General features: G+C 39.8%; 25 protein-coding genes. 19 read left to right on the top strand and 6 right to left on the bottom strand.

Translation table 11 applies throughout. The annotated features are described in order from the left end of the window. Nucleotides 1-31 precede the first annotated feature (31 nt). The gene (locus OK414_RS14325) at nucleotides 32-265 is read left to right on the top strand and encodes a hypothetical protein (protein ID WP_013057425.1); all 234 of its coding nucleotides are present in this window, start codon (nucleotides 32-34) and stop codon (nucleotides 263-265) included. A gap of 54 nt (nucleotides 266-319) precedes the next feature. Here the strand turns inward: OK414_RS14325 and OK414_RS14320 are convergent, their stop codons facing one another. Then, on the bottom strand, nucleotides 320-985 hold the full coding sequence (locus OK414_RS14320; protein ID WP_263045880.1) for a cupin domain-containing protein: 666 nt from the start codon (nucleotides 983-985) through the stop codon (nucleotides 320-322). Between the two features lie 231 nt (nucleotides 986-1,216). Between OK414_RS14320 and OK414_RS14315 the strand changes: the two genes are divergently transcribed. The 4 genes from OK414_RS14315 to OK414_RS14300 all read left to right on the top strand — a co-directional run bounded on the left by OK414_RS14315 (nucleotide 1,217) and on the right by OK414_RS14300 (nucleotide 5,936). Then, nucleotides 1,217-2,047, top strand: a complete 831-nt coding sequence (locus OK414_RS14315) for a glycosyl transferase family 2 (protein ID WP_205661358.1) — start codon at nucleotides 1,217-1,219, stop codon at nucleotides 2,045-2,047. Nucleotides 2,048-2,187: 140 nt separating this feature from the next. Then, nucleotides 2,188-3,072, top strand: a complete 885-nt coding sequence (locus OK414_RS14310; protein ID WP_034651345.1) for a superoxide dismutase — start codon at nucleotides 2,188-2,190, stop codon at nucleotides 3,070-3,072. Between the two features lie 539 nt (nucleotides 3,073-3,611). Beyond that, entirely contained in the window at nucleotides 3,612-4,169 is a 558-nt protein-coding gene (locus OK414_RS14305; RefSeq protein WP_013083505.1) for a 3D domain-containing protein, read from the top strand. A 279-nt stretch (nucleotides 4,170-4,448) separates the two neighbouring features. Next, the gene (locus OK414_RS14300) at nucleotides 4,449-5,936 is read left to right on the top strand and encodes a DHA2 family efflux MFS transporter permease subunit (protein ID WP_034655116.1); all 1,488 of its coding nucleotides are present in this window, start codon (nucleotides 4,449-4,451) and stop codon (nucleotides 5,934-5,936) included. Nucleotides 5,937-5,969: 33 nt separating this feature from the next. Here the strand turns inward: OK414_RS14300 and OK414_RS14295 are convergent, their stop codons facing one another. Beyond that, on the bottom strand, nucleotides 5,970-6,650 hold the full coding sequence (locus OK414_RS14295) for a DUF421 domain-containing protein (protein ID WP_263045879.1): 681 nt from the start codon (nucleotides 6,648-6,650) through the stop codon (nucleotides 5,970-5,972). 158 nt (nucleotides 6,651-6,808) lie between these two features. Between OK414_RS14295 and OK414_RS14290 the strand changes: the two genes are divergently transcribed. The 4 genes from OK414_RS14290 (at nucleotide 6,809) to OK414_RS14275 (ending at nucleotide 11,060) form a co-directional block, all read left to right on the top strand. Continuing rightward, on the top strand, nucleotides 6,809-7,453 hold the full coding sequence (locus tag OK414_RS14290; RefSeq protein WP_013083502.1) for a LytTR family DNA-binding domain-containing protein: 645 nt from the start codon (nucleotides 6,809-6,811) through the stop codon (nucleotides 7,451-7,453). Nucleotides 7,454-7,585: 132 nt separating this feature from the next. Then, nucleotides 7,586-9,100 carry an acetyl-CoA hydrolase/transferase family protein gene (locus tag OK414_RS14285; RefSeq protein ID WP_128820519.1) on the top strand — a complete coding sequence of 505 codons (1,515 nt, stop codon included), beginning with the start codon at nucleotides 7,586-7,588 and terminating at the stop codon, nucleotides 9,098-9,100. Nucleotides 9,101-9,218: 118 nt separating this feature from the next. Beyond that, nucleotides 9,219-10,181: a quinone oxidoreductase family protein gene (locus OK414_RS14280; RefSeq protein WP_263045878.1), complete on the top strand. Its 963-nt coding sequence runs from the start codon at nucleotides 9,219-9,221 to the stop codon at nucleotides 10,179-10,181. A 102-nt stretch (nucleotides 10,182-10,283) separates the two neighbouring features. Continuing rightward, nucleotides 10,284-11,060 (top strand): SDR family oxidoreductase, encoded by a 777-nt coding sequence (locus OK414_RS14275; RefSeq protein WP_057245139.1) that lies wholly within the window; start codon nucleotides 10,284-10,286, stop codon nucleotides 11,058-11,060. A 16-nt stretch (nucleotides 11,061-11,076) separates the two neighbouring features. On the opposite strand, the gene OK414_RS14270 is transcribed toward OK414_RS14275, so the two are convergent. Next, nucleotides 11,077-11,859 (bottom strand): SDR family oxidoreductase, encoded by a 783-nt coding sequence (locus tag OK414_RS14270; RefSeq protein WP_057245138.1) that lies wholly within the window; start codon nucleotides 11,857-11,859, stop codon nucleotides 11,077-11,079. A 307-nt stretch (nucleotides 11,860-12,166) separates the two neighbouring features. Here OK414_RS14270 and OK414_RS14265 point away from each other — a divergent pair, with 307 nt between their 5' ends. Both OK414_RS14265 and OK414_RS14260 read left to right on the top strand, forming a co-directional pair. Then, nucleotides 12,167-12,364 carry a hypothetical protein gene (locus tag OK414_RS14265; protein WP_013057412.1) on the top strand — a complete coding sequence of 66 codons (198 nt, stop codon included), beginning with the start codon at nucleotides 12,167-12,169 and terminating at the stop codon, nucleotides 12,362-12,364. A gap of 142 nt (nucleotides 12,365-12,506) precedes the next feature. Next, nucleotides 12,507-12,779 carry a hypothetical protein gene (locus OK414_RS14260; protein WP_034651364.1) on the top strand — a complete coding sequence of 91 codons (273 nt, stop codon included), beginning with the start codon at nucleotides 12,507-12,509 and terminating at the stop codon, nucleotides 12,777-12,779. A 29-nt stretch (nucleotides 12,780-12,808) separates the two neighbouring features. Here OK414_RS14260 and OK414_RS14255 read toward each other — a convergent pair whose 3' ends face one another. Beyond that, nucleotides 12,809-13,045 (bottom strand): hypothetical protein, encoded by a 237-nt coding sequence (locus OK414_RS14255; RefSeq protein ID WP_057245137.1) that lies wholly within the window; start codon nucleotides 13,043-13,045, stop codon nucleotides 12,809-12,811. A gap of 267 nt (nucleotides 13,046-13,312) precedes the next feature. Here OK414_RS14255 and yjcZ point away from each other — a divergent pair, with 267 nt between their 5' ends. After that, entirely contained in the window at nucleotides 13,313-13,450 is a 138-nt protein-coding gene (gene yjcZ / locus OK414_RS14250) for a sporulation protein YjcZ (protein ID WP_013057409.1), read from the top strand. 192 nt (nucleotides 13,451-13,642) lie between these two features. Here yjcZ and OK414_RS14245 read toward each other — a convergent pair whose 3' ends face one another. Beyond that, a complete protein-coding gene (locus tag OK414_RS14245) occupies nucleotides 13,643-13,843 on the bottom strand; it encodes a cold-shock protein (RefSeq protein WP_013057408.1) in 201 nt (66 codons plus the stop codon). 283 nt (nucleotides 13,844-14,126) lie between these two features. Between OK414_RS14245 and OK414_RS14240 the strand changes: the two genes are divergently transcribed. Both OK414_RS14240 and OK414_RS14235 read left to right on the top strand, forming a co-directional pair. After that, entirely contained in the window at nucleotides 14,127-15,827 is a 1,701-nt protein-coding gene (locus OK414_RS14240) for a pyruvate oxidase (protein ID WP_164795301.1), read from the top strand. 299 nt (nucleotides 15,828-16,126) lie between these two features. Beyond that, on the top strand, nucleotides 16,127-17,560 hold the full coding sequence (locus OK414_RS14235; protein WP_263045877.1) for a PLP-dependent aminotransferase family protein: 1,434 nt from the start codon (nucleotides 16,127-16,129) through the stop codon (nucleotides 17,558-17,560). 204 nt (nucleotides 17,561-17,764) lie between these two features. Here the strand turns inward: OK414_RS14235 and OK414_RS14230 are convergent, their stop codons facing one another. Then, nucleotides 17,765-17,965 carry a cold-shock protein gene (locus OK414_RS14230; protein ID WP_013057405.1) on the bottom strand — a complete coding sequence of 67 codons (201 nt, stop codon included), beginning with the start codon at nucleotides 17,963-17,965 and terminating at the stop codon, nucleotides 17,765-17,767. A 345-nt stretch (nucleotides 17,966-18,310) separates the two neighbouring features. Here OK414_RS14230 and OK414_RS14225 point away from each other — a divergent pair, with 345 nt between their 5' ends. From OK414_RS14225 to OK414_RS14205, 5 genes are all read left to right on the top strand, one after another. Beyond that, entirely contained in the window at nucleotides 18,311-19,189 is an 879-nt protein-coding gene (locus OK414_RS14225; protein ID WP_013083494.1) for an NAD(P)-dependent oxidoreductase, read from the top strand. A gap of 23 nt (nucleotides 19,190-19,212) precedes the next feature. Next, the gene (locus OK414_RS14220) at nucleotides 19,213-20,007 is read left to right on the top strand and encodes a GDSL-type esterase/lipase family protein (RefSeq protein WP_013083493.1); all 795 of its coding nucleotides are present in this window, start codon (nucleotides 19,213-19,215) and stop codon (nucleotides 20,005-20,007) included. Between the two features lie 13 nt (nucleotides 20,008-20,020). Then, nucleotides 20,021-20,932, top strand: a complete 912-nt coding sequence (locus OK414_RS14215; protein WP_016764456.1) for an ABC transporter ATP-binding protein — start codon at nucleotides 20,021-20,023, stop codon at nucleotides 20,930-20,932. Then, nucleotides 20,925-21,905, top strand: a complete 981-nt coding sequence (locus OK414_RS14210; RefSeq protein ID WP_034651375.1) for an ABC transporter permease — start codon at nucleotides 20,925-20,927, stop codon at nucleotides 21,903-21,905. The genes OK414_RS14215 and OK414_RS14210 overlap by 8 nt, the downstream gene beginning before the upstream one ends. 397 nt (nucleotides 21,906-22,302) lie before the next feature. After that, the gene (locus tag OK414_RS14205) at nucleotides 22,303-22,749 is read left to right on the top strand and encodes a DUF6376 family protein (protein ID WP_205661342.1); all 447 of its coding nucleotides are present in this window, start codon (nucleotides 22,303-22,305) and stop codon (nucleotides 22,747-22,749) included. Nucleotides 22,750-23,164 lie beyond the last annotated feature (415 nt).

Raw genomic sequence — 23,164 nt, 5'->3', positions numbered from 1 at the left:
CATACACTTAAGACAAATCGAGGTGAAAAAATTGTATTACTATCGCATTTCAGAAGGACAAGACGAAATGTACTCTGAGACAATTGTTGTCCATGAAGAACAGTTTGATCAAGGTACATTCGAAGAAATGGTAAAAGAAGCGATGGTCGATAAGCCCGGCAAAATCGACCAGGTGGACATTGTGAAATATTTAATTGGACATTATCATTTCCAAGTTGCATATATTGAAGCAGCCTTTCATAGCACGTATATAGAAGAACAATAATGTTATGTATTCGTTAAGAAACCCCGTTGCATTGGCAGCGGGGTTTTTTTGTTTCTACCAGTACCGATAGTGATAGGGGCTTTGAGGGTGATAGTAGGGATTCTGAGGCGAAGGATACGTATAAGGAGCAGTGTGATAGTAGGCTGGGCCAGCTTGTTTTTCCTTTTTATATTGTTCTTTTTCTCCGCATTCGTCCGTTGGTCCAATCACGATGGTTTGATTTTTTAACGGAGCCAGCGTTTTCTTTAGCTGCTCCGGGTCTAAGCAATACGTGTGAGCAAGGACTTCAATAGGCGTCTTATTTAAAATGTCCGATCCAAAAATGTATTCCGGGTAAGGGGCGTCAAAAATGGCAAGTAAATGCGTATTGTCTTCAGACGCAATCTCCCAGTGCCACCAGCCTTGAGGGATATTGGCTACTTGACCGGGAGTAATCGGAATATTTGTGACTTCGTTGTTAAACGGATTGATTAATGAAGCGACGGCTGAACCTGAAATACAGTAAACAAGCTCAGCGGCATTTTGATGATAGTGCGGTTCGACCACGCGGCTTTTGCTTAAATAAATATCGAGTAACGACACATTTCCTAATGTGTTGAGCACATCCCGACCTAATCGGTTAATGTAATTTTGATCGTTTCGCGTGTTAAGTCTGTTTTTATTCACATCAGAAAAGTATTGCACGTTTGGATTATTGTAATCCATATAAGACGTTGACAACGGTCTTCAGCTCCGATCCTTGAATTTTTTATGATGCTGTATCGTATGTGAAGCGTTGTATTTCGTGACAGAAGCCTAGGCGGAAATGTGGTGAGGGCCTCTTTTTGATGAGATGTACAATCATTTGTCCACTGATTTTCATACACTGTAACAGGTTCTTTTTTTATAGAGCCATGATCAATGTCAGACGCATACGACAGATCATTTTAAGGAAAGTGAGTTGCAGGGCTGTTGCTTGATCAATATGAAAAAATAACTAGTACGTATAAAAAGCTAGATGAACTTCAGCTGCCGTTTAATAGGCCCGTTTTAGTCGCGGTCGAGTGGAACGGAGTGTTGTTTGAGTTTTTAGTGAGATTAAAAAAAGAGTCTTCTCATTTGCTTGTGTTTGGCTCAGGAGGAGGGGCAAGTCAGGAAATGCCGGCAGGTCCTCCTTATTTTCAGCGCCATTCGTGGATGAATGAATTCCAAGATTCCATTATTTATTATAACGATCCTACGCTTTACTTAGGAAAGGTTTCGCTTGCGTGGGGACAAGGGACAAGCGACCGTTTTTATTTAAAAGACATTGCCGTTTTAATTGAAAAGTTCATGAAAAAAGTGCACGTGAATTCGTCCAATGTGCTGTTTTACGGATCATCAGGCGGCGGCTTTATGTCGATGTTTTTAGCGGGGTACGTAAAAGGAGCAAAAGCGCTTGTCAACAATCCGCAGACTTGCTTGACCAAGTGGCTGAAAACGCCGGTTCGGCAAGTGTTTAATTTATCTTATCCGAACTTGACAGAAGATGAAGTGATAGCCTTATACGGTGAGCGAATTAACGCAGTGAAGTTTTTTCGCCATATTAACTATGTGCCGAAGGTGTATTACTTGCAAAACGGGGCGTTTGAATACGATATGAACAATCACTTGCTGCCATTTTTAACGGATTTGCAGGATATGCCAGATGACTGTGAAATCAATAATATAAAAGTCGAGCTCTATTATAATCCAAAGCTGAAGCACGCGGCTGTTAGCAAGCAAGAAACGATTGATTATGTGAATATGGCAAAGAAAATATAATAAAAAAGGCAAGAGTTCAAGCTTAAAGGAACTCTTGCCTTTTTTATGTCGAATTTTCTAACTCAATAGATACAAGTAGGAAGTTATGTTGCTTTTTCTTTTGAATATGATAGTGAAGATGAGGTGTAAGGAGGGAAAGTATGGCCGATCAAGATGAGAGAAAAAGATACTTGATGGAAGTTCAGACCTGGCTTGAACAAGTATGTGATCCGGTATTTGAAGAAGCCATTACAGAAGTAGATATAACGTCATATATAACGCGCACGCAAGAAGACGTTCTTGAATATTTAAGTGAAGAAGATGTCAACGAATATACGTTAGAAGAAATCAATAATGCAGTGCGGCATATTGATAAAGTCTTAAAAGAGCGGCTCGGAGACGACGGCAGGGAGCGAGAATCGATAGCGCCAGGACAGCACGAGCTGCCGCCGCTTGGCTATAGCTATTCAGCTCTTGAACCGTATATTAACCGGGAAATTATGCGTCTTCATCACAGCAAGCACCATCAAAGCTATGTAGATGGATTAAATAAAGCAGAGCTCATGCTTCAGCAAGCCCGTAACACAAACAATTTTGACCTCATAAAACATTGGGAACGGGAAGCTTCTTTTCATGGCTCCGGTCATTACTTGCATACAATCTTTTGGGAAATTATGAGTCCAGAAGGAGGAGGGAGGCCGAGACGACAGCTGCTGCAGCAGCTTCAAAAAGACTTTGGCAGCTATGAGAAGTTTATGATGCACTTTTCTCAAGCTGCAAAAAAAGTAGAGGGTGTTGGCTGGGCTATCTTAGTATGGTCGCCGCGTTCGCGAAAGCTCGAAGTTCTGCAAGCTGAGCGCCATCAGCTTCTCACGCAGTGGGATACGATTCCGCTGCTCGTATTAGACGTATGGGAACACGCCTATTATTTGCAGTACAAAAATGAACGTGATCCGTACGTTGATAATTGGTGGAAAATAGTTTACTGGCCAAATGTAGAAAAAAGGTTCGAGGCAGCTAAAATGCTTCAGTGGCAGCCATATTAACAAGTAATGCAGGCATCTTAATTTCAAATAAAAAGGCTATGATAAAAGTATTTTAGTGGAAGAAAGATCCGAACGATGAATTGAGATTCTTGATAGAGAATCCAACTCGTTCGGATTTTTTATTGTTATGGCGGCCATATATGTATGCGTTTCTAGCTGTTGATTGGAGAGCAAGAAGAAGACTCCTGCGGAAAGCAACAGCGGTGTAAAAAGTGATTTATATTAAGCTCCTTTAACGCATTTATTAATTTTAAATAAACTATGTTCTAAATAACCAATATAAAACAAAGTATAAGCCTCTAGAACCAGTGAAATGTTACAAATGAAATAATCCATTATAAATGTGTGTAAAAGCACCGTCATATACCTAAATATGTATGTTTTTGAAGAGTAAAGGTGATTAATTTACTAGTTTAAAAGGAAGAATCTTTATTTTTATTGTAACTAAACTATCAAACTATTGACATGTTACTGAAATATAACTGTAATATTCATGTGTTATTTTTTATGTATTGGTAGATAAAGGGGAAATTAATTACATGAAAAAGACAATGATTACGTTCAGTTTAGTTCTAATGTCACTGTTCGGAGTGGCAAGTGGTGCATCAGCTGCAACAAATACATATACAGTAAAAAGCGGAGATTCGCTATACAAAATTGCAAAGACATATAAAGTATCGGTTAGTCAGCTGAAACAGTGGAATAACTTAAAGTCAGACAGCATTCATCCGAAACAAGTATTAAAAGTATCTCAAACAAAATCAAGCACGCCTGCTAAAGCAGCGCCTGCGAAGTCTTCAAACGTTGTGAAAGAATTTAAAGTAACAGCAACAGCGTATACAGCGAACTGCAAAGGCTGCAGCGGAAAAACAGCGATTGGAATTGACTTGAAAAAGAATCCAAATCAAAAAGTGATTTCTGTCGATCCAAAAGTGATTAAGCTTGGTTCAAAAGTATACGTAGAGGGTTACGGCACGGCAATCGCAGCTGATACGGGCGGTGCGATTAAAGGAAATAAAATTGACGTTCTTCTTCCTTCTCAAAAAGAAGCGTTAAAATGGGGAAGAAAAACAGTAAAAGTTCAAATCTTAAAATAAGTATTTCTTAAGGAAATGAGAGCCTTCGTTGAAGGGCTCTCATTTTTTTCTTCATTAAAGGGTATACTACTTTATATATACTGATGGAAAAGTTTTACGAAAATGATCATATTTGTTGACAAATATTTCGGAAACAGATATATTTATCCGGTATATAATTAAGTTCATTAAATATTCGTGACATAAATTAATAGAATGAACACATAAAATATATTCTTAACCTGGTTGTCATCTGAAGATTTACATACAGATAATTTTAAAGGGAAAGGTCTTGTTAAAATGAATACACAAACACAACAGTCCGATCAAGCCCGAACTCGGTCTATTTTTGGCGTAATGATAATGGGAGCGCTCGTCGCTTTTTTAAATCAAACGCTGATTAACATTGCGCTTCCGCAAATGATGGATCATTTCCATGTAACGGCGGCTACGGGTAACTGGTTAACAACCATCTTTATGTTAGTAAACGGAATTGTTATTCCAATTACAGCATTTTTAATGAATCGATTTACTACAAGGCAGCTGTATATTACAGCAATGGGGCTGTTTACAGTAGGAACACTGCTTTGCGGTATTGCACCGACATTTTCCGTTATTTTAGTGGGACGCGTCGTGCAAGCAGCAGGAGCAGGGATTTTATTTCCGTTAATTACCAACGTTATTTTTACATTATTCCCGCCTGACCGACGCGGCTTTGCGATGGGGATTTTTGGTGTAGCGATGAACTTCGCACCGGCAGTAGGGCCGACGCTTTCTGGTTTAATAGTTGAGCACTACTCATGGCGCGTTTTATTCTTTATGATGTTTCCAATTGCACTCATTAACGTAATTGCGGCTATTATTTTAGTGAAAAACGTGACGGAAACAAGCCGACCTAAGCTAGATGTGCTTGGCGTTATTTTGTCAACAGTTGGATTTGGCGGCTTGCTTTATGCGTTCGCTACGGGCGGTACAAAGGGCTGGACCAGCACTGAAGTATTAGCTATGTTCATTGTAGGCGGTATTTCAATTCTGTTCTTTATTTTCCGTCAGTTAAAAATCGATCAGCCGCTTCTTGAATTCCGTATTTTCCGTTACCGTATGTTCACTTTAACAACAATCATTAACGTGATTGTAACAATGGCAATGTTTTCAGGTATGATTTTAATGCCGATTTATATGCAAAACGTACGCGGTTTTTCACCGTTTCTTTCAGGCTTGCTGTTACTGCCAGGGGGAATTGTAATGGGGATTATGTCTCCGATTACAGGACGTCTGTTTGATAAGTTTGGAGCAAGATGGCTTGCTGTTATTGGTTTAGCGATTACCGTTGTGACAACATATGAACTAACAAAACTTGAAACAACAACAACATTTATGTATGTAATGATTGTTTATACTGTTCGTATGTTTGGTATGTCGCTGCTCATGATGCCAATATTTACAGCAGGATTAAATGAGCTTGCGCTTAGCTTAAATAAATACGGCACAGCGATGGTTAATACGCTGCGAATGGTTGCTGGAGCTGTAGGAATGGCGTTCTTTGTATCTATTATGATGAATCAAGGTGAAAAACACGTGAAAAACATCGTAACGAATCAGCAAATTTTGCCGGCAGATAAAGGCAGTATGGCTGAAGCTGTGAATCAAGGTACGGCAATGGGTATTAACGATGCGTTTATGATTGCAACGATTTTAAGTGTGATAGCGTTTGTTTTAGCCTTCTTTATTCGTAAAACATCACCAAAAGAAGATACCATTACAAATCGTGTGAAAAAAGCAAGCTAATAAAAAATCCGTGCCTTTTGGTACGGATTTTTTTTATGAGTTAAATTTGTCTTTTTTATAGTCAATGTAAAGCGATCCGTCGGACTGGACCTCAGCGTAAAAGACGTCATCAATTGAGTTAACTTCCGCTTTTTCTAGCTGTTTATGCAGCCAATTATTATCTACATGCAGGTCCTTCAAGGCATCTTCATTCGCTTTTCCATCGTAAATAACGCCCGTTGAAGTGGGAAATAAAAGCGTTTTTGACCACGAGTTCGGCTTTTTATCTTGTTTTTGCATAACGGAAAGGTTTCCGTTGATTTCTAATATGGCGTATTCTACATCTTTTATGGAAAATACGTTTTGCTGCCTCAGCATGCCTAAAAGAGATTCAATATCTAGCCGGACTTGTTTTAATGCCTTTTCCATCACTTTCCCTTGCTTAATCACAATTTTAGGCTCACCGGTAATAAGATGGCGCGCTTTTTTCGATTTCATTCCAAGATAGCCCATAGCGATCGTTAAAAATGTCCATCCTAACAGTGAATAAACTCCTTTATCAATCTCTACTCGCTTATCAGTGGAGAGGGAAGAAGCAATATTATCAATCGTAATCGCCGTAATAAACGTAAACACATTTAGCTGGCTGATTTCTGTTTTTCCCATGAGCCGCGTTAAAAGAAGCAGCACAAAAAATGAACAGGCGATTCGAAACGTCGATTCAGCATAGCCCATACATTTCACCCTTCCTTCATTTCATTGTTTTATGTTGTGAAAAAATAGAAATTTTATGCAGTTGAAAAGATAAATTCCATGCTTCTTTCCCACTAGCTTTTGCTTTTGCGCTACAATAAAGAAGCAGCGTGTTTGACTAGACAAAAGAAGGTGAAAAGATGAAACCATTTAAAGCTTCAGCATTATTAGACGTTATCAGCGAATTGTTCTCTGATGAAGCGTCGATTGCCGTTTCAGATCTAGAAACGTACGTGTATTACCGGGCAAGTAAACGAATTAATTTAAAAATCAGCCCTGGAGATCAAATTAAAAAAGGAACGATTACATATAAAGCATTAGAACGAAAGCAAAAAGTATCAGAATTTATTCACCGAGACGTGTTTGGCACGCCTTACTACGGCATGGCCGTGCCTTTCTTAGACGAAGGAGAGGTGCAAGGGTGCGTGACGGCGATTTTTCCTGCGTTAACGAGCGGAAAGTCAGTTGTGACGTTAAAGGTGAACGAGGGATGGATACCGGTTCCTTTCTCAAAAATTATCTACGTAGAAGCGCGTGACCGAAAAACATATGTGTACGCACAGAAGTATACGGGTACGCATAAATACACGTTAAATGAATTTGATTATGTGCTTCCAAAAGAAGAGTTTGTGCGCTGTCATCGTTCCTTTATCGTCAATGTGACGCAAATTCAAGAAATTTATCCTGATACACATTCAACTTTTTTACTAGTAATGAGCAGCGGAGAAAAAATTCCGGTCAGTCAGTCGTACGCCAGCTATTTTCGAAAACTCCTTGGGTTTTAACCGTCATTTTGCTTAATTATCATCAAATATGCTGTTTTATCGCTATTTTTGTCCATTTCATTCCAAAAACTCTTGTAGACGCTTGCTTTACAGTAAAATGGTAAAAAAGAGCAAAAACAAGGAGTGAACAGAATGGAAAACGTTTGCAGTCGAATTAAGCATGAAGCACTACAGAATCGCATTGTCTCTGCTGAAGAAGCAGCATCTTGGATTCAAGATGGAATGACCCTTGGTCTAAGCGGTTTTACACGCGCGGGGGATGTCAAAGCTGTACCGTTTGCGCTAGCGAAACGAGCGGAAACAGAACCGATAAAAGTAAGCGTGTATACCGGTGCTTCACTTGGGTCAGATGTGGATAAGCTATTTGCAGAAAAAGGCATGTTAAATAAACGCTTGCCCTTTCAGGCGGACCCTACCATGCGTAAAAAAATTAATGAAGGTGAATTTCAGTTTATTGATCAGCATTTATCGCATACTTCTGAATGGGTACGTTCAGGCGTGTTAGATTCAATAGATTTCGCTATTTTGGAAGCGGTTTCTATCACAGGTGACGGAATGATGATTCCAACAACGTCAATTGGCAATTCAATGGTGTTTGCCGAACATGCAAAATCTATTATTATTGAAATTAACACAGCGCAGCCAGAGCTGTTAGAAGGTATTCACGATCTGTATGATCCGGGCGTTCAAGGACAGCGAGATGCAATTCCTTTGAAAAAATCTGATGATCGTATTGGTTCGTTAGGCATACCAATTGATTTAGATAAAGTAAAGGGTATTGTATTTACAAATCAGCTAGATTCACCGTCTACGATTGTAGCACCTGACGAAGAAACGGTTGTAATGGCTCAAAATTTGATTTCATTTTTACGTGAAGAAATTAAAGAAGGGCGATTAACTGAATCGCTTGCTCCTTTACAATCTGGAATTGGATCTGTGGCAAATGCCGTTTTCCACGGTTTGTTAGATTCAGAGTTTCATGATTTAGAGGTGTATTCAGAAGTATTGCAGGATGCTGTGTTTGATTTATTTGACGCAGGAAAAGTTACGTTTGCTTCCTGCTGCTCAATTACGCTTTCAGCAGATAAAATGGAACAAGTTTTCTCTAATTTTGAAGCCTATCGAAATAAGCTCATTCTTCGCCCGCAGGAAATTTCAAACCATCCCGAAATCATTCGTCGCTTAGGACTGATTTCTATTAACACTGCCCTAGAGCTAGACATTTACGGAAACGTCAATTCCACGCATGTGATGGGAACAAAAATGATGAACGGAATCGGAGGCTCAGGAGATTTTGCCCGAAATGCGCGCCTTGGTATTTTTGTAACAAAATCCATTGCTAAAAACGGTGATATTTCAAGCATAGTGCCGTTTGTTTCGCACGTTGATCATACGGAACACGATGTTGATGTGATTGTAACAGAGCAAGGATACGCAGACCTGCGCGGACTCGCTCCAAGAGAACGAGCAAAACGAATCATTAAAAATTGTGCCCACCCAATGTATCGCGACCAGCTTATGGCGTATTACGAAGAAGCGCTCACGCGAGGCGGACAAACACCGCACGTTCTTGAAAAAGCCTTTTCTTTTCATATGTCTTATCAAAAAAATGGAACAATGCAAGAAGCTGTAGCGCAAACAAATTGAAAAAACGCTTTGTCTCCTCATGAGACAAAGCGTTTTTTGCTGAGTAAGAAACTTGTGTTTGTTATCTCGTTGAATTACGATGAAAGGGAATACATAAAGAAAACGAGGTAACTTATATATGAAAGCATTAGTATTTGAAAGATTTGGAGGACCTGACGTTCTTCACTATCAAGATATACCGAACCCCTCTATTGGTCCAACAGACGTACTAGTAAGAACAAAAGCAATTGGACTTAATTTTGCGGATGTGTACCGAAGAAAAGGGAACTATCACTTAACGGGTACACCTCCGTATATTTTAGGATATGAAGGAGCAGGTATGGTAGAAGAAGTAGGAGCAGAAGTAAGTCATGTTAACGTAGGAGACCGCATTGCTTTTGCTGATGTCCCTTTTGCAAATGCAGAGCTTGTTGCCGTGCCACAAGATAAAATAATTGCTGTACCTGACGATATTTCGTTTGATGCAGCTGCTTCTGTGCTTTTGCAAGGGTTAACGGCTCACTATTTAACACAAGACAGCTACAGCATTCAGTCGGGCGATTATGTACTTGTTCACGCAGCTGCTGGAGGCGTAGGGCAGCTTTTAGTTCAAATTGCTAAGCTATTAGGGGGACAGGTTATTGGCTTAACGTCATCTTCTGAAAAAGCAAAAGCAGCGGCTCAAGCAGGCGCTGACTATGTCTTTTTATACGAAGATAACTGGGTGGAACAAGTGAAAAAAGTAACGAAGCGAGGCGCAGATGTTGCCTACGAATCTGTAGGGGTTACGCTAGAAAAAAGCTTTGAAGCCGTAAAAACAGGCGGAACCGTGGTATTTTACGGAATGGCAGGAGGCGATCCGGCCCCGGTCGACCCGCGTATGCTGATGGATACCTCTAAAACGCTTACAGGCGGAGACTTATGGAACGTGCTTGTGTCATATGAAGAACGCAAAGTACGTTCACAGCAGCTGTTTGAGTGGATTAGTAAAGGTCAGCTTGTGCTAACCGATCCCGTGGTGTTTGACTTAAAAGACGGAGCGAAAGCACATGAGCTGCTTGAAAGCCGGAAAAGTACAGGGAAAATTTTGTTAAGACCGTAAAAGAAAGGCCCTTTCGTCAAGGGCTTTTTTTTGTTAGTAAAGGAGAAACTAAGGAGCTGTCTAATATATAGTAGATAAGTAGAGTGAAAGAGGTGAAGGTAGATGAAACATGCATTGATTACAGCGGGTCATAAAGGTATTGGCAAGAAGGTAACAGAACAGTTTTTAAAAAAGCAGTATTCTGTTACCGTCCATTTTCGAAGTGATAAAAATAAAGTGCGAGAACTGCAAAAAGAATGGCATCAATATAAAGACAACGTACAGTTTGTAGAAGGAGATATAACGAGTAAAGCAGATATTGAACATGTCGTTGCCCAGGTCATGGAACGATTTGGACGTATTGATGTTTTAATTAATAATGCAGGTCCATATGTATTTGAAAGAAAAAAATTAATAGAGTACACAGATAGTGAATGGTATGAAATGCTGGAAGGGAATTTAAGCTCCGTTTTTCATTTTGTAAAAGCGGTTGTTCCTATTATGAAAAAACAGCAGTTTGGAAGGGTTATTACATACGGTTTTCAAGATGTAGAGCACACCCCTGGATGGATGTACCGTGCGGCTTTTAGTGCCGCTAAGTCAGGGCTAGCTTCTCTGACCAAATCGCTTGCTCTAGAAGTAGCCGAATACGGGATTACGGCCAATATGGTCTGTCCCGGAGATATTGTAGGAGACATGAAAGAAAATGATATTATAAAAGCAAGATTACTAGAAGACAAGGAAACGCCTGTCGGCCGATCAGGGACAGGAGAAGACATTGCGCGTATTATTGAGTTTCTTTGTGATGAAAACTCAGATATGATTACAGGCAGCATTATATCCGCTTCGGGTGGAGTAGACGTTGTTCATAAAAGCAAAAAACAAGCCCCTGGCAGATAATGCAGGGGCTTGTACGTTACAGCAGCGATTCTCCGCCGTCAATAAACATTTCACTTCCGGTAATATGTTTGGACGCGTCAGAAGCTAAAAAGAAGATTAACTCCGCTACTTCTTCGGGCTTAGCTGAGCGTTTAGCAAGCGGCTGATTGCCATTTGGATATTCAATTGGAATCGCGACTTCTTTTAATTTGTCTTCTTGACGGAATGTATTGCTTTCAATATTTGTATCAACTGCTCCTGGACAAATGACGTTTACCCGTATTCCGTATGTAGAAAGTTCAAGAGCTGCCATTTTGCCGAACGCCATTTGGCCAGCCTTTGAGGAACTGTATGCGCTCATGCCGATATTTGAAAATGTACGGTTGCCGTTAATTGAGCTAGTAATAATAATGCTTCCTCCCTGAGCTTTCAAATAAGGAATAGAATGCTTCACGGTTAAAAAAGTACTTGTTAAATTTGTATCAATCGTTTTTGTCCAATCTTCTGGTGATAGTTCTTCAATAGAAGAAAACGTACCGTTGATGCCTGCGTTAATAGAAACAATATGTAATTGACTCCATAAGCTGCTGATCGTTTCGATACTCTCTTTTATACTTTCAGAGTCGGAGACGTCTGTTTTAATGGCTATACACTCTCCGCCGCTCGACATGATGGTCTCTTTTACTTCATGTAGTTTTTCTTCGTCTAAATCTAAAAGAGCAACGCGCGCTCCTTGTTCAGCTAATGTAATGGCTGAAGCACGTCCAATTCCAGACGCCGCTCCCGTCACAAGCGCAACTTTCCCAGTTAATGCAATCATTTGTAACCCCTCCATATAAAAATGTTGTTTCCTTTCTTTAGCCTATACGAAGGAAATAAAAACCTCTTTTAAAATATTTGTGTTTAAATTTGCTGAAAGATGCCAAAAGGAAAAGAGAAAACAGCGGCGAATTATTAATATGACGCCAGAACATGAAAAAGCTAATGTCAAATGAGCTTACTTGAGTAGCTAAAGATATACCCTGTCTTTTCAGAAGAATGTTTATATAAAATTTTACATCAGAGGGACTTGCAAATCGTTCCTTGAAAGCTTACACTAGTAAAGCACAGAAAAAGGACGGTGTTTTATGAAGAAGAAAAATAATGTGATTCCATTCCCGCAAAGAAGGGAAGCGGCTGCTTATGTTCCCGCTTCTATTAGTTTAGATAAGGATATTGTGGAATTTTTAGAAATTATGAATTTTGAAGATCGCAATGATTTTTTAAACGAAATGATTGATTCATTTTTTAAATATGTAAAAGGTGAAGAAGACGAAGTAAGATAAAAGGTAACGTAAAGACATCCAAAGAGATGTTTTTTATTTTGTGACCAATTGCTTAAAAGGCATGCTTAAGCCTCGTATAGTTATTTATGGTATAGTATACATTAGATACTATCTAGCAGGTGCAAATGCGAGGAGTGATAAGATGAGTGGATTTAAAAAAGACATTCGTGCCGGATCTGAAAAACCACACTCACTAGAACAATTAAAGCATGAAATGGAGCAAAGCCTGTGGAATTTAAGAAAAGATTTGCGAAATGAAAATCGCTCGGAAACGGAAATGGCAATGATTAAAATTTCGCTGCTGTCACTATTTGAAGAGCAGGCAAATAAATTGAGTAAAACTGAGCTTTCTGACTACCTTGCCGATTACCACAAAAGAGTCGAGCAGTTATTCGACAGGTATAGCTATAAATAAGACAAGCATCCTTGCGGGGATGCTTGTTTTTATTTGAGCAAAATTCGCTTGTATTCATTGCACTTCAGAGGTTTGGAAACATACCCGTCGGCTTCTAGCTGATAAATAATGGTGGCAGCTGCATACACGCTAAAGGCATGATCAAGACCAAAGTAGTCTTGCAAAGCGGCGACGCTCACTTCCTCTTGAAAGATTTTACTGCGATTCGATAAGACAATAGGGTAGACGTTTTTAACGATTTGCTTTGAAATTTCGAGTGTTAACATATTAAATCCCTCCCGTGTGAGTGTACATAACTAAAGGTATTCATCACGGTGTACATTCATGAAAAAGGGAGCGATTACATTTTTAAAAGATAAAGAAAAGAGGAGTAAATGCCCATAAAATCAAATGCTTTATCTCTTTGTGGGGCATGTTTGAAAAACGCAGTATTTTTAGTGTATGACAAACATTTTCAAAAGTTCTATGGAATTATTAGGAGCAATTTAACTAAATCCACATATCTTAAAGTATAGCAAATGGAGGTGAAACACATGGGATACTACGGAGGTTACGGATACGGTTGTGGTTATGGCGGCGGTGGCTGCGGCGGCGGTTTCGCTTTAATCATTGTACTTTTCATCTTATTAATCATCATCGGCGCTTCTTGCTTCGGCGGCGGCTGGTGCTAATTATTAAAAAATGAGGACGACGCAACATCCACACTTTATTTCTTCAACTATTTCTTCCACAAAAGGTCTCTTCGGGATGAAGAGACTTTTTTAGTTTATTATTTATAATAACGTGTACAAACTGCACGTTAAAAAGGTTTTATGCGTGGTTCTACATAAAAAAAAGACTCTGAAATCAGAGTCTTTTTCTACTTATGCTTTTTGAACGTTAGCAGCTTGAGGTCCGCGTTGACCTTCTTCAACGTCGAATGTTACAGCTTGACCTTCGTCTAAAGATTTGAATCCTTCGCTTTGGATTGCTGAGAAATGTACGAATACATCGTCGCCGTTTTCGCGCTCGATAAATCCGAAACCTTTTTCTGCGTTAAACCATTTTACTGTACCTTTTTCCATGAATGTTGCCTCCTCGTGTGCTATGCACACATTGTATTACTATCCTTGCTCATGATCAAAATCTTTAAGACGAAAGTATTCACCTATCGATTGTTGCCGAACAAAAATAATTCTTCTTATAGAATAGCAAAAGTTAATGATAATTGCAAGGAATGAAGAAAATTTAACGAAAGTGGTTCATTCATTCAATGAAAGAAAACGAAAATTATACGAGTGAAAATAAGTAAGAAAGAGCGTATCAGGTCACACTATCTCTATATATAAGAAGAAAGGGGTCAGTCATATGTTTAAACAAAAAGCAGGGGAAAAACTGATTGAACTGTTAATTGAATGGGGCGTTGATCATATTTACGGCATGCCAGGAGACTCCATTAATTCAATTATTGAACCGCTTCGCAAAGCCCAGGATAAAATTAAATTTATTCAAGTGAGGCATGAAGAAGCGGGAGCTCTCGCAGCGGCTGCATATGCAAAGCTAACCGGTAAAATCGGTGTATGCACGGCTATTGCCGGACCGGGAGCGATTCATTTACTGAATGGTTTGTATGATGCAAAGTTAGACAAAGCTCCCGTGTTAGCACTTACAGGGCAAGTGGAGTCCGATCTCATCGGAAGCGATGCGTTTCAAGAAATTAATTTAGAGCGAATGTTCGATGACGTGGCTGTATATAACCAGCGAATCATGTCCGCTGAACAGCTTCCCACTGTTGTTAATCAAGCGATTCGAACAGCTTATGCTAAAAAAGGTGTGGCTGTGTTAACTATTCCCGATGATATCCCTCGTTTTGAAGTCGGATCAGAAGCACGGGAAACATCAAGCATAATCGTTAAACAAGACGTCTTTCCTCACAGAGAAGACCTTGAAAAAGCAAAAGATTTGATTGGTAAAGCAGAAAGTCCGGTTATTTTAGCTGGTCGCGGCACACATGAAATGAGAGAAGAACTGCTTGCGTTTGCAGAAAAAATCGCAGCACCTATTGTTCTTACGCTTCCTGGAAAAGGCGCAATACCGGATGAACATCCATATTGTCTCGGAGGACTTGGATTAATCGGTACAAAGCCAGCGTATGAAGCGATGCAAGAAGCGGATACGCTCATCATGATTGGAACGTCCTATCCGTTTACAGGCTTTTTGCCAGAGCATGCGAAAACGATTCATATTGATATTGATCCTGCACAAATTGGCAAAAGATATCCTGTAGATGCAGGGCTTGCAGGAGAAGCAAAAACAACCATTCAGTGGTTCTTAGAAAACGTTGGCCGCTCAGAGCATCGCCAGTTTTTAGAGCAAAGTCAAGAACGTATGAAAAAGTGGTGGAGTCAGCTTGATACCCAAGAAGCAAAAGAAAGTCTACCTATCAAGCCACAGCGAGTGATTCGAGCGCTTCAGCACGTAGCGGCTGATAACGCGGTCTTGTCCGTAGATGTAGGAAACGTCACAGTATGGATGGCGCGTCATTTTCGTATGACAAATCAGCAGTTTGTGATTTCAAGCTGGCTAGCGACTCTTGGATGCGGGCTGCCGGGCGCACTTGCTGGAAAAATTGCTTATCCCGAGAAGCAGGTGTTTGCGGTCTGTGGAGACGGCGGCTTTGCGATGACGATGGCAGATTTTATTACAGCTGTTAAATACAATCTTCCGCTAGTTGTGGTGCTATTTAATAACCATAAAATCGGTATGATTAAATTTGAACAAGAAGTAATGGGAAATGCTGAATTCGGAACAGACTTAACAAATCCGAATTTTGCTAGGTATGCAGACATTTGCGGAGGTGTTGGCTACCGGGTTGAAAAAGAAGAAGAGCTGCTGCCGGCTTTTGAAAGTGCTGTTCGACAAAACAAGCCGTGTATTATCGATGTAATCGTTGATGCAAACGAAGCGCCTATGCCAGCTAAGATTACGTTAGGGCAAGCAACGGGTTATGCCAAGCATATGGTGAAAGAATTGTTTCAAGAAGGCAAGCTAGATTTACCGCCTCTATAAAAAAGAGGCTGTGACGAAAGTATTTAAAGATCTGAACGATGAATTGAAGCTCTTAATGGAGAATCAACTTCGTTTGGATTTTTTTGTTGGAATGGTGAATGTATTTTAATTAACTATAAAATTATTATGTAAACTTAAATACCAGCAAATGAAAAGTAGTAATATCATATTTATTATGTAAAGTGGATGAGCAAAATAATACCGAATTGGATGGTCTTTTTTTATAAAACTGCTTTAAGATAAGAGAGATAAAGGATAAACTACTAATAAGAAAGTTTAAATGTAAGGACTGACGCCGCATGAACTGGAGACCAGATCGCGCTAGCAAAAAAGCGATTTATAAACAAATTGCAGAATATATTGAAAGCTGTATTTCGTCGGGAGCATTTCCGCCGGATTCTATGCTGCCATCAGAACGAACGCTTGCTGCTGAGCTAAATGTGAACAGAAGCACGGTAGTAGCTGCTTATGAAGAACTGCAGGCACTTGGAATCGTAGAACGTAAAAAAGGAAGCGGCACGCGAGTTAGTTCGAGCATCTGGGGGATTTCCCGTAAACGTATTCCAAACTGGGGGAGATATGTAGAAGACGGTTCATTTTTGCCTAATTTACCGCTCGTACAGCGAATAAGAAGCGAAGCTTTGCGAACAGATTTTGTAAACTTAGCCAGCGGAGAATTAGCTCCTAGCTTATTTCCAAATGAAGATTTTCAGCGAATATTAGCGGGCATGCCGTTTAATGAGCATTTAGGCTATGATCATCCTCACGGCAATGAACGTCTGCGTGACGCTATTGCTGCTCATGTTCATGAGTACCGAAAAATCTCCACCGATGCTAATTCCATTTTAATTACATCAGGTGCACAGCAAGCACTTCATTTGATTGTTCAGTGTTTGTTAAAACCAGGAGATGCAGTAGCGATTGAAGATCCGTCCTATAGCTATTCACTGCCGCTTTTTCAATCAGCAGGTTTACGAACGTTTTTGCTGCCTGTAGATAAAAATGGAGCCAACCCGGAGGACTTAGTAGAATTACATAAAAAGCATCGTATTCGTATGGTTTTTTTAAATCCGTATTATCAAAACCCGACCGGTATTGTGTTATCAGAAGCACGCCGAAAGCGGTTTTTAGAGCTGTCTTCAGAATACGGCATTCCGCTTATTGAAGATGATCCTTATTCACTCACGGCATTTGACGGAAATGTACATCAAACGCTGAAATCCATGGACGAGAACGGAAATGTCCTCTATATCAGCTCGCTTTCTAAAATCGTGGCATCGGGTCTTCGAATTGGCTGGATAGTAGGGCCAGAGCAAGTGATTCAGCGCCTGGCAGACGCTAAGCAGCAAATTGACTTTGGCCACAGCATCTTTCCGCAGTGGATTGCTTATCAATTCTTAGATTCTCCTACGTTTTCTTCGCATATTGAAAAGCTTAGACAAGAGCTCAAAAAGCAAGAGTATGCCCTGTCGTCGAGTCTGAACGAATTGCTCGGATCAAAAGTATCTTTTAATTCACCTCAAGGCGGGATTCACTTATGGTGCAAAGTGAATCAGCCGGTCGATGACTATCGTCTATTGGAAGAATCGCTTAAAAGGGGTGTGGCTTTTGTGCCAGGAAGCGTGCTGAGTTCTCAAAGCGGAGCTATTCGCTTTACGTTTGGCAGAGGGGAAGAAGAGGTCATTCGAGAAGGAATCAAACGATTTGCGAGCGCCCTAGAGAGTCTGGAATAGCTATAAACATAGGTAAACGTACCGGATGAAAGTTTTATTTTATTATTTCGTATAGATTGTTATGATCTTGTGCTATACTAAGAGTACCATTAACTTTACTTCTGTATTTGTACCGACTGGCCCTGTTGAAAAACAGGGCTTTTTTATGTTTGTACACAAAAAAACAGATCCTTTAAAGGATCTGTTTCTGATATGTTGTGTTTCTTATGCTTTTTGAACGTTAGCAGCTTGAGGTCCGCGTTGACCTTGTTCTACGTCAAATGTTACAGCTTGACCTTCGTCTAAAGATTTGAAGCCTTCGCTTTGGATTGCTGAGAAGTGTACGAATACATCGTCTCCACCTTCGCGCTCGATGAATCCAAAACCTTTTTCTGCGTTAAACCATTTTACTTTACCTTGTTCCATAATTGTTGCCTCCTCGTGCGGACTCGCACATTGTGGTACTATTCTTGCTCAAATCTAAAGACGAAAAGTGACAATACTCATACATCCCCACCGAACAAAAATAATTCTCTTATATCTTAGCAGAAATTTCCTATGCTTGCAAGCGCTTTATCTAAAAAGTATCCGTGTTTTTTTGACAAGTTTTTCATAAGACACGTCTAAAAAATGTCATATTTTGAACATTTTAGAAAGGCTATTCTTTGTATTCGCTTTTCCTGTAGTTATATAATAATGAAAATATGGTTTTTCTAAAGGTAGAAAACAAGTATAAATGTACATACTGAGTGCTGAAATGGAGTGGTAAAGATGAAAGTGGGTTTAATTGGTTTAGGAAATATGGGATTACCGATGGCGGAAAATATGATAAAAGCGGGTCATGAACTTGTGATTTATAACCGGACTGCTGCGAAGGCGGAAAGTCTTGTGAAAAAAGGAGCAAAGATTGTGGAGACACCTGCTCAAGCAGCACAAGAAGCAAATCTTGTCTTTACAATTCTTTCAAATGACGAGGCTTTAGAAGAAGTAACGATGTCACAAGACGGTATACTTGCAGGCCTTCAAAAAGGCGGTATTCACGTTTCTGTGAGTACTATTAGCGTAGATTTATCCGAAAAATTAACAAGCGCACATGCTGCATCAGGACAGCATTTTGTTGCAGCGACTGTTTTAGGTCGCCCCGACGCAGCAGCTGCTGCGGCTCTCAAAGTAATAGTTGCAGGTAATAAAGAAGCAAGAGAGCACGTTTGGCCGCTGTTTGAAGCGATTGGTCAAACTATTTTCACTGTAGGAGACGAGCCTTACTTATCAAATGTAGCTAAGCTTGGCAATAATTTTTTATTAGTCTCGATGTTAGAAGCTGTTTCTGAAGCAGTAGTTATGGTAGAGCAGTATGGCATGCAAGCGGAGCAGTTTCTTGAAGTGGTTAATAGCTTATTTGCATCTCCTGTGTATAAAAATTACGGCAATTTAATTGCTAAAAGAGACTTTGATCCCGCTGGATTCAAGCTGGAGCTTGGACTAAAGGATGTAAACCTGGCTATTGATGCAGCCAAAAAAGTGTCCGCTCCGCTTCCGTTAGGAGAGCTTGTTAAAGGTCATTATGAACAAGGAATCGAAAATGGCTGGGGTCATTTAGACTGGTCCGCTTTACTAAAAACAGTTGAAGCTCTAAAAAAAGATAACTAAAAAGACGAAAAGGAGTGCAGCCAGTGAAAGCGAAAGGAAAGTGGGTATGGATTGTATCCTTTATTTCGATTATTTCGTGTCTGCTGTTTGCAGCGGGGCTTGGAATGTCTATTTATGATTATGTTAGCGCCTCAAAAGCTACTGTAAAAGAAATGCCAAAGCCAAAGCAAGAAACAAGCAGCAGTAACAAAAGCACCAAGAATTATACGATTGTCGCTTTAGGTGATTCCCTGACAAGAGGAACAGGAGACGCAGCGGGAAAAGGATACGTTGGGTATTTAAAAGATAATCTTGAAGAAAAAACGAAGAAGAAAATTCTCTTAAGTAACTTTGGAATAAAAGGTCAAACGTCTTCGCAGCTGGCAAGTCAAGTAAAGCAGCAGCAAATTCAGCGGCAGATTAAGTCGGCAGATACCGTGCTGATCACCATTGGGGGAAATGACTTATTTCAAGGCGGACAAACGCTGCAAAATTTAAATAAAAACAATATTCAAAAGCTAGAAAATGACTATTTAAAAAACGTAGACAGCATCTTAAAAAGTATCCGGTCGGCAAATAAAGACACGACGATTTTTTTGATTGGTTTATACAATCCGTTTAGTAACCTGCAAGATGCAAAAACGACAACGGCTATTGTACGAGAATGGAATTACAAAAGCAGTGAATTAAGTGCTAATTATAAGCAAACTGTTTTTGTTCCGACCTTTGATTTGTTTCAGCTAAAGGTAGATGACTACTTATATACCGATAAGTTTCATCCTAATGCAAAAGGCTACAAGCTGATCGCAGAACGTGTAGCATCGCTCATTACGTGGTAAGGGAGGGAATGATATGAGTGAAGTAACGCTTTCAGTAAAAGGACTGAAAAAAGTAATAGGAAAACGAGAAATTATCAAAAATATTGATTTTGAACTAAAAAGAGGCGAAGTGTTCGGCTTTTTAGGACCCAATGGAGCTGGTAAAACGACAACGATTCGAATGCTTGTCGGCTTGATTCGCCCGACGGCTGGTTCCATTTATATTTGTGGATACAGCGTATCGAAGCAGTTTACAAAAGCGATGGAGCATATCGGCTGTATTGTTGAAAATCCTGAGCTGTATCCATACTTAAGCGGCTGGGAAAATCTGCAGCACTTTTCACGCATGATTCCTTCTATGACGGAAGAACGCATTCATGAAGTTGTGGCATTAGTTGGCTTGCAAGAGCGTATCCACGATTTAGTTCGCACGTATTCGTTAGGTATGAGGCAGCGTTTAGGAATTGCGCAAGCGCTTCTCGGAAAACCAAAAGTACTTATTTTAGACGAGCCAACGAACGGACTAGACCCTTCTGGGATTCGGGATATGCGTAAATTTATTCGCTTTTTAGCTGAAAGTGAAGGTCTAAGCGTCTTAGTATCCAGTCATTTACTGAGCGAGATTCAGCTAATGTGTGACCGAGTAGCGATTATCGCAAAAGGAGAAGTTATTCACACAGAATCGGTGAAGACCCTGTTAACTCAGCAAGAGCGTTTACTGTGGAAGCTAGATCCACAGCCCGCAGGAATAGACGTTTTAAAACAAGTGACGGACTTTGTACAAGTGCAGGGGGAGTATGTCACGACGTTTTATGAAGAAGCTGAAGTGGGAGAGTGGAACAAACAGCTCATCCAAGCAGGAGTAACGGTAAAAGAAATGAATCGAAAGCTTCCAACTCTTGAAGATTTATTTATCGAAATGACAGGAGGCGAATCGATTGATTAGTTTGGTTCAAAATGAAATGATCAAGCTCGTTCGAAAAAAGCGCCTGTTAATCGTTACGCTTATCATGGGAGTTTTGATTTCCATGTTTACCTATGCTCAGCTTCGCGAAACGCAGCGCCTTCAAGAAAAGCTAGGAACGACCGATTGGCGCAGTACGCTGCAGCAAGAAATTATCGATACGCAAAACCGGCTGAGCGGAAGCCAAATTTCAGATGATTGGCGCAAGCAGCTTGAAATTCGCGTGGCGCAGCAGCAGTATTACTTAGATAACGATATCAATCCTTCAGAACCAGGAGCGCCAACGTTTGTGCGAGGGTTCATTGAAAACGCCATTCAGCTTTTGCTGCCTCTGATGATTATGATTATTGCAGCGGATTTAGTGTCTTCAGAGTACAGCTTGGGATCCATCAAGGTATTGTTGACGAGACCTGTGAAACGGTGGAAAATCCTGCTTAGTAAATACATCACGCTCGTCATGTCCGTCTCGTTTTTAATTTTAATGTTTGGCGTTTTGTCGTACCTCATTTCTGGTGTTGTATTTGGATTTAAAGGCTGGACAGCCCCGATTCTTACGGGGTTTAGCGTACAGGGAAATGACTTAAATACAGCGGACGTCCATTTAATTTCGCAGTGGAGATATATTTTAATGGAGTTTGGTCTTGCTTGGTTTGTCTCACTAGTTGTTGGAACGCTTGCTTTTATGCTGTCTGTTTTAATTAAAAGTACAGCTGCAGGTATGGGTGTGATGCTTGCTTGTTTGATTGCAGGTACAATTTTAAGCAGCATGGTTTCTTCATGGCATTCAGCTAAGTATTTGTTTATGGTTAATTTAAATTTAACTTCTTATCTGCAAGGCACAGCTCCTCCGACTGAAGGAATGACATTAGGGTTTTCCTTGGGTGTTTTAACCATTTGGGGACTTGCCGGGCTGCTCGTGTCGTTTCTGGTATTTATCAAAAAAGACGTGTACTAATTCCGTATAAGTTGACGATAATCAGGAACGTGCGTTATGATTGTATTAACAAAAAATGCTGTTTTGCTCAAAGGGGAGTAGCTCTTGCAGTAAAGTCGTCATTTCGAGATTATTATCTCCGGCTTTATTGACAATGCAAATTGTTAGCGAGACCTTTGCCAATGTTACCATTGGTAAAGGTCTGGATACAAACACCTTTACCACATGTGGTAAAGGTGTTTTTTGTTATTTCAAAATGAGAGAGGAGCTTGAAAATGTCAAAACTATCGAGACTGTTAAAAAGCCCCGCTGTAAAAAAAGGAATAAAAAAAGCTGTACCCATTATTATGAAAGAGTTAAAGAAACGAAAATCGAAAAGAAGATAGTAGAAAAGAAAATAAGAAAGGTTGAGTGCTAAGTGAAAAAATGGATGCTAGTCATATCAACTGCTGTTCTTTTTATGGTCGGCGGCTGTTCTTTTCTTGAAGATACAAGCAGTACGCTGAACTACGCAAATGATGCGAAAGATTACGTGAGTGAAGCACAAAAGTTTGCTGAAGAAATACCGCCTCTAGCGGAAAAAGCTGTTAATGACGACGAGGCAATAAAGAAGCTAGAGCAAAAGCTGCAGGAAATGAAAGGGAAAGCAGAAGAATTTAATCAAACAAAAGCTCCTGACATCGCTTCTGATATGCACGATCAGCTTGTTCAACAAAACGAAAAAATCATTAGTGGAATTGAAGCGTATGAAGCCAATATAAAGGATGGGAGCTTCAATCCAGAAACGCTAAAAAACAGTGAATTGTTTCAATCAATTCAAGATGTATCAAGTATTATGAAACAAATTAAAGAATTAGGTCAGTAAGAAAACGCGGCTGAGAAAAAATTATGTTAACTAAAGAACATCCGAACGATGAATCAAGATTCTTGATGGAGAATCAACTTCGTTCGGATTTTTTTATTTGCAGGTAAACGTAGGTTTGATGTAGTTATGTCTTATGACTCAACCTCGTTTCCTTGTGTAAATGTAAAATTATATAAATATATCTATTTATTAGAAGACAAAAACCTTTTCTTTCTTTTTTATATCTACGAAATTTTGTTAGAAGCTGTGACAAACTTAATGTCTGCTTTTCATATCCTATGTATAGTACATATATACACACCCCTTGAAATGAATTTTTTTTGAATTAAAAAAGGGCGTGGGAACGTTGATTCATTAGGTAATAAGACTCATTTAAAAAGGAGGATTCATCCAATTAACAAAAACTATAGTCCTT

The sequence above is a fragment of the Priestia sp. JV24 genome (assembly GCF_025910025.1).
Lineage (GTDB): Bacteria > Bacillota > Bacilli > Bacillales > Bacillaceae_H > Priestia > Priestia megaterium.
Note: the sequence above shows the minus strand (reverse complement) of the source record. Positions and strands in the feature narration are given on the sequence as shown.

Bases quoted from the DNA above. Each gene is read 5' to 3' on its own strand.
- OK414_RS14310 (WP_034651345.1), top strand. From the start codon at position 2,188: ATGGCCGATCAAGATGAGAGAAAAAGATACTTGATGGAAGTTCAGACC.
- OK414_RS14305 (WP_013083505.1), top strand. From the start codon at position 3,612: ATGAAAAAGACAATGATTACGTTCAGTTTAGTTCTAATGTCACTGTTC.
- OK414_RS14300 (WP_034655116.1), top strand. From the start codon at position 4,449: ATGAATACACAAACACAACAGTCCGATCAAGCCCGAACTCGGTCTATT.
- OK414_RS14295 (WP_263045879.1), bottom strand. From the start codon at position 6,650: ATGGGCTATGCTGAATCGACGTTTCGAATCGCCTGTTCATTTTTTGTG.
- OK414_RS14290 (WP_013083502.1), top strand. From the start codon at position 6,809: ATGAAACCATTTAAAGCTTCAGCATTATTAGACGTTATCAGCGAATTG.
- OK414_RS14285 (WP_128820519.1), top strand. From the start codon at position 7,586: ATGGAAAACGTTTGCAGTCGAATTAAGCATGAAGCACTACAGAATCGC.
- OK414_RS14280 (WP_263045878.1), top strand. From the start codon at position 9,219: ATGAAAGCATTAGTATTTGAAAGATTTGGAGGACCTGACGTTCTTCAC.
- OK414_RS14275 (WP_057245139.1), top strand. From the start codon at position 10,284: ATGAAACATGCATTGATTACAGCGGGTCATAAAGGTATTGGCAAGAAG.
- OK414_RS14270 (WP_057245138.1), bottom strand. From the start codon at position 11,859: ATGATTGCATTAACTGGGAAAGTTGCGCTTGTGACGGGAGCGGCGTCT.
- OK414_RS14265 (WP_013057412.1), top strand. From the start codon at position 12,167: ATGAAGAAGAAAAATAATGTGATTCCATTCCCGCAAAGAAGGGAAGCG.
- OK414_RS14260 (WP_034651364.1), top strand. From the start codon at position 12,507: ATGAGTGGATTTAAAAAAGACATTCGTGCCGGATCTGAAAAACCACAC.
- OK414_RS14255 (WP_057245137.1), bottom strand. From the start codon at position 13,045: ATGTTAACACTCGAAATTTCAAAGCAAATCGTTAAAAACGTCTACCCT.
- yjcZ (WP_013057409.1), top strand. From the start codon at position 13,313: ATGGGATACTACGGAGGTTACGGATACGGTTGTGGTTATGGCGGCGGT.
- OK414_RS14245 (WP_013057408.1), bottom strand. From the start codon at position 13,843: ATGGAAAAAGGTACAGTAAAATGGTTTAACGCAGAAAAAGGTTTCGGA.
- OK414_RS14240 (WP_164795301.1), top strand. From the start codon at position 14,127: ATGTTTAAACAAAAAGCAGGGGAAAAACTGATTGAACTGTTAATTGAA.
- OK414_RS14235 (WP_263045877.1), top strand. From the start codon at position 16,127: ATGAACTGGAGACCAGATCGCGCTAGCAAAAAAGCGATTTATAAACAA.
- OK414_RS14230 (WP_013057405.1), bottom strand. From the start codon at position 17,965: ATGGAACAAGGTAAAGTAAAATGGTTTAACGCAGAAAAAGGTTTTGGA.
- OK414_RS14225 (WP_013083494.1), top strand. From the start codon at position 18,311: ATGAAAGTGGGTTTAATTGGTTTAGGAAATATGGGATTACCGATGGCG.
- OK414_RS14215 (WP_016764456.1), top strand. From the start codon at position 20,021: ATGAGTGAAGTAACGCTTTCAGTAAAAGGACTGAAAAAAGTAATAGGA.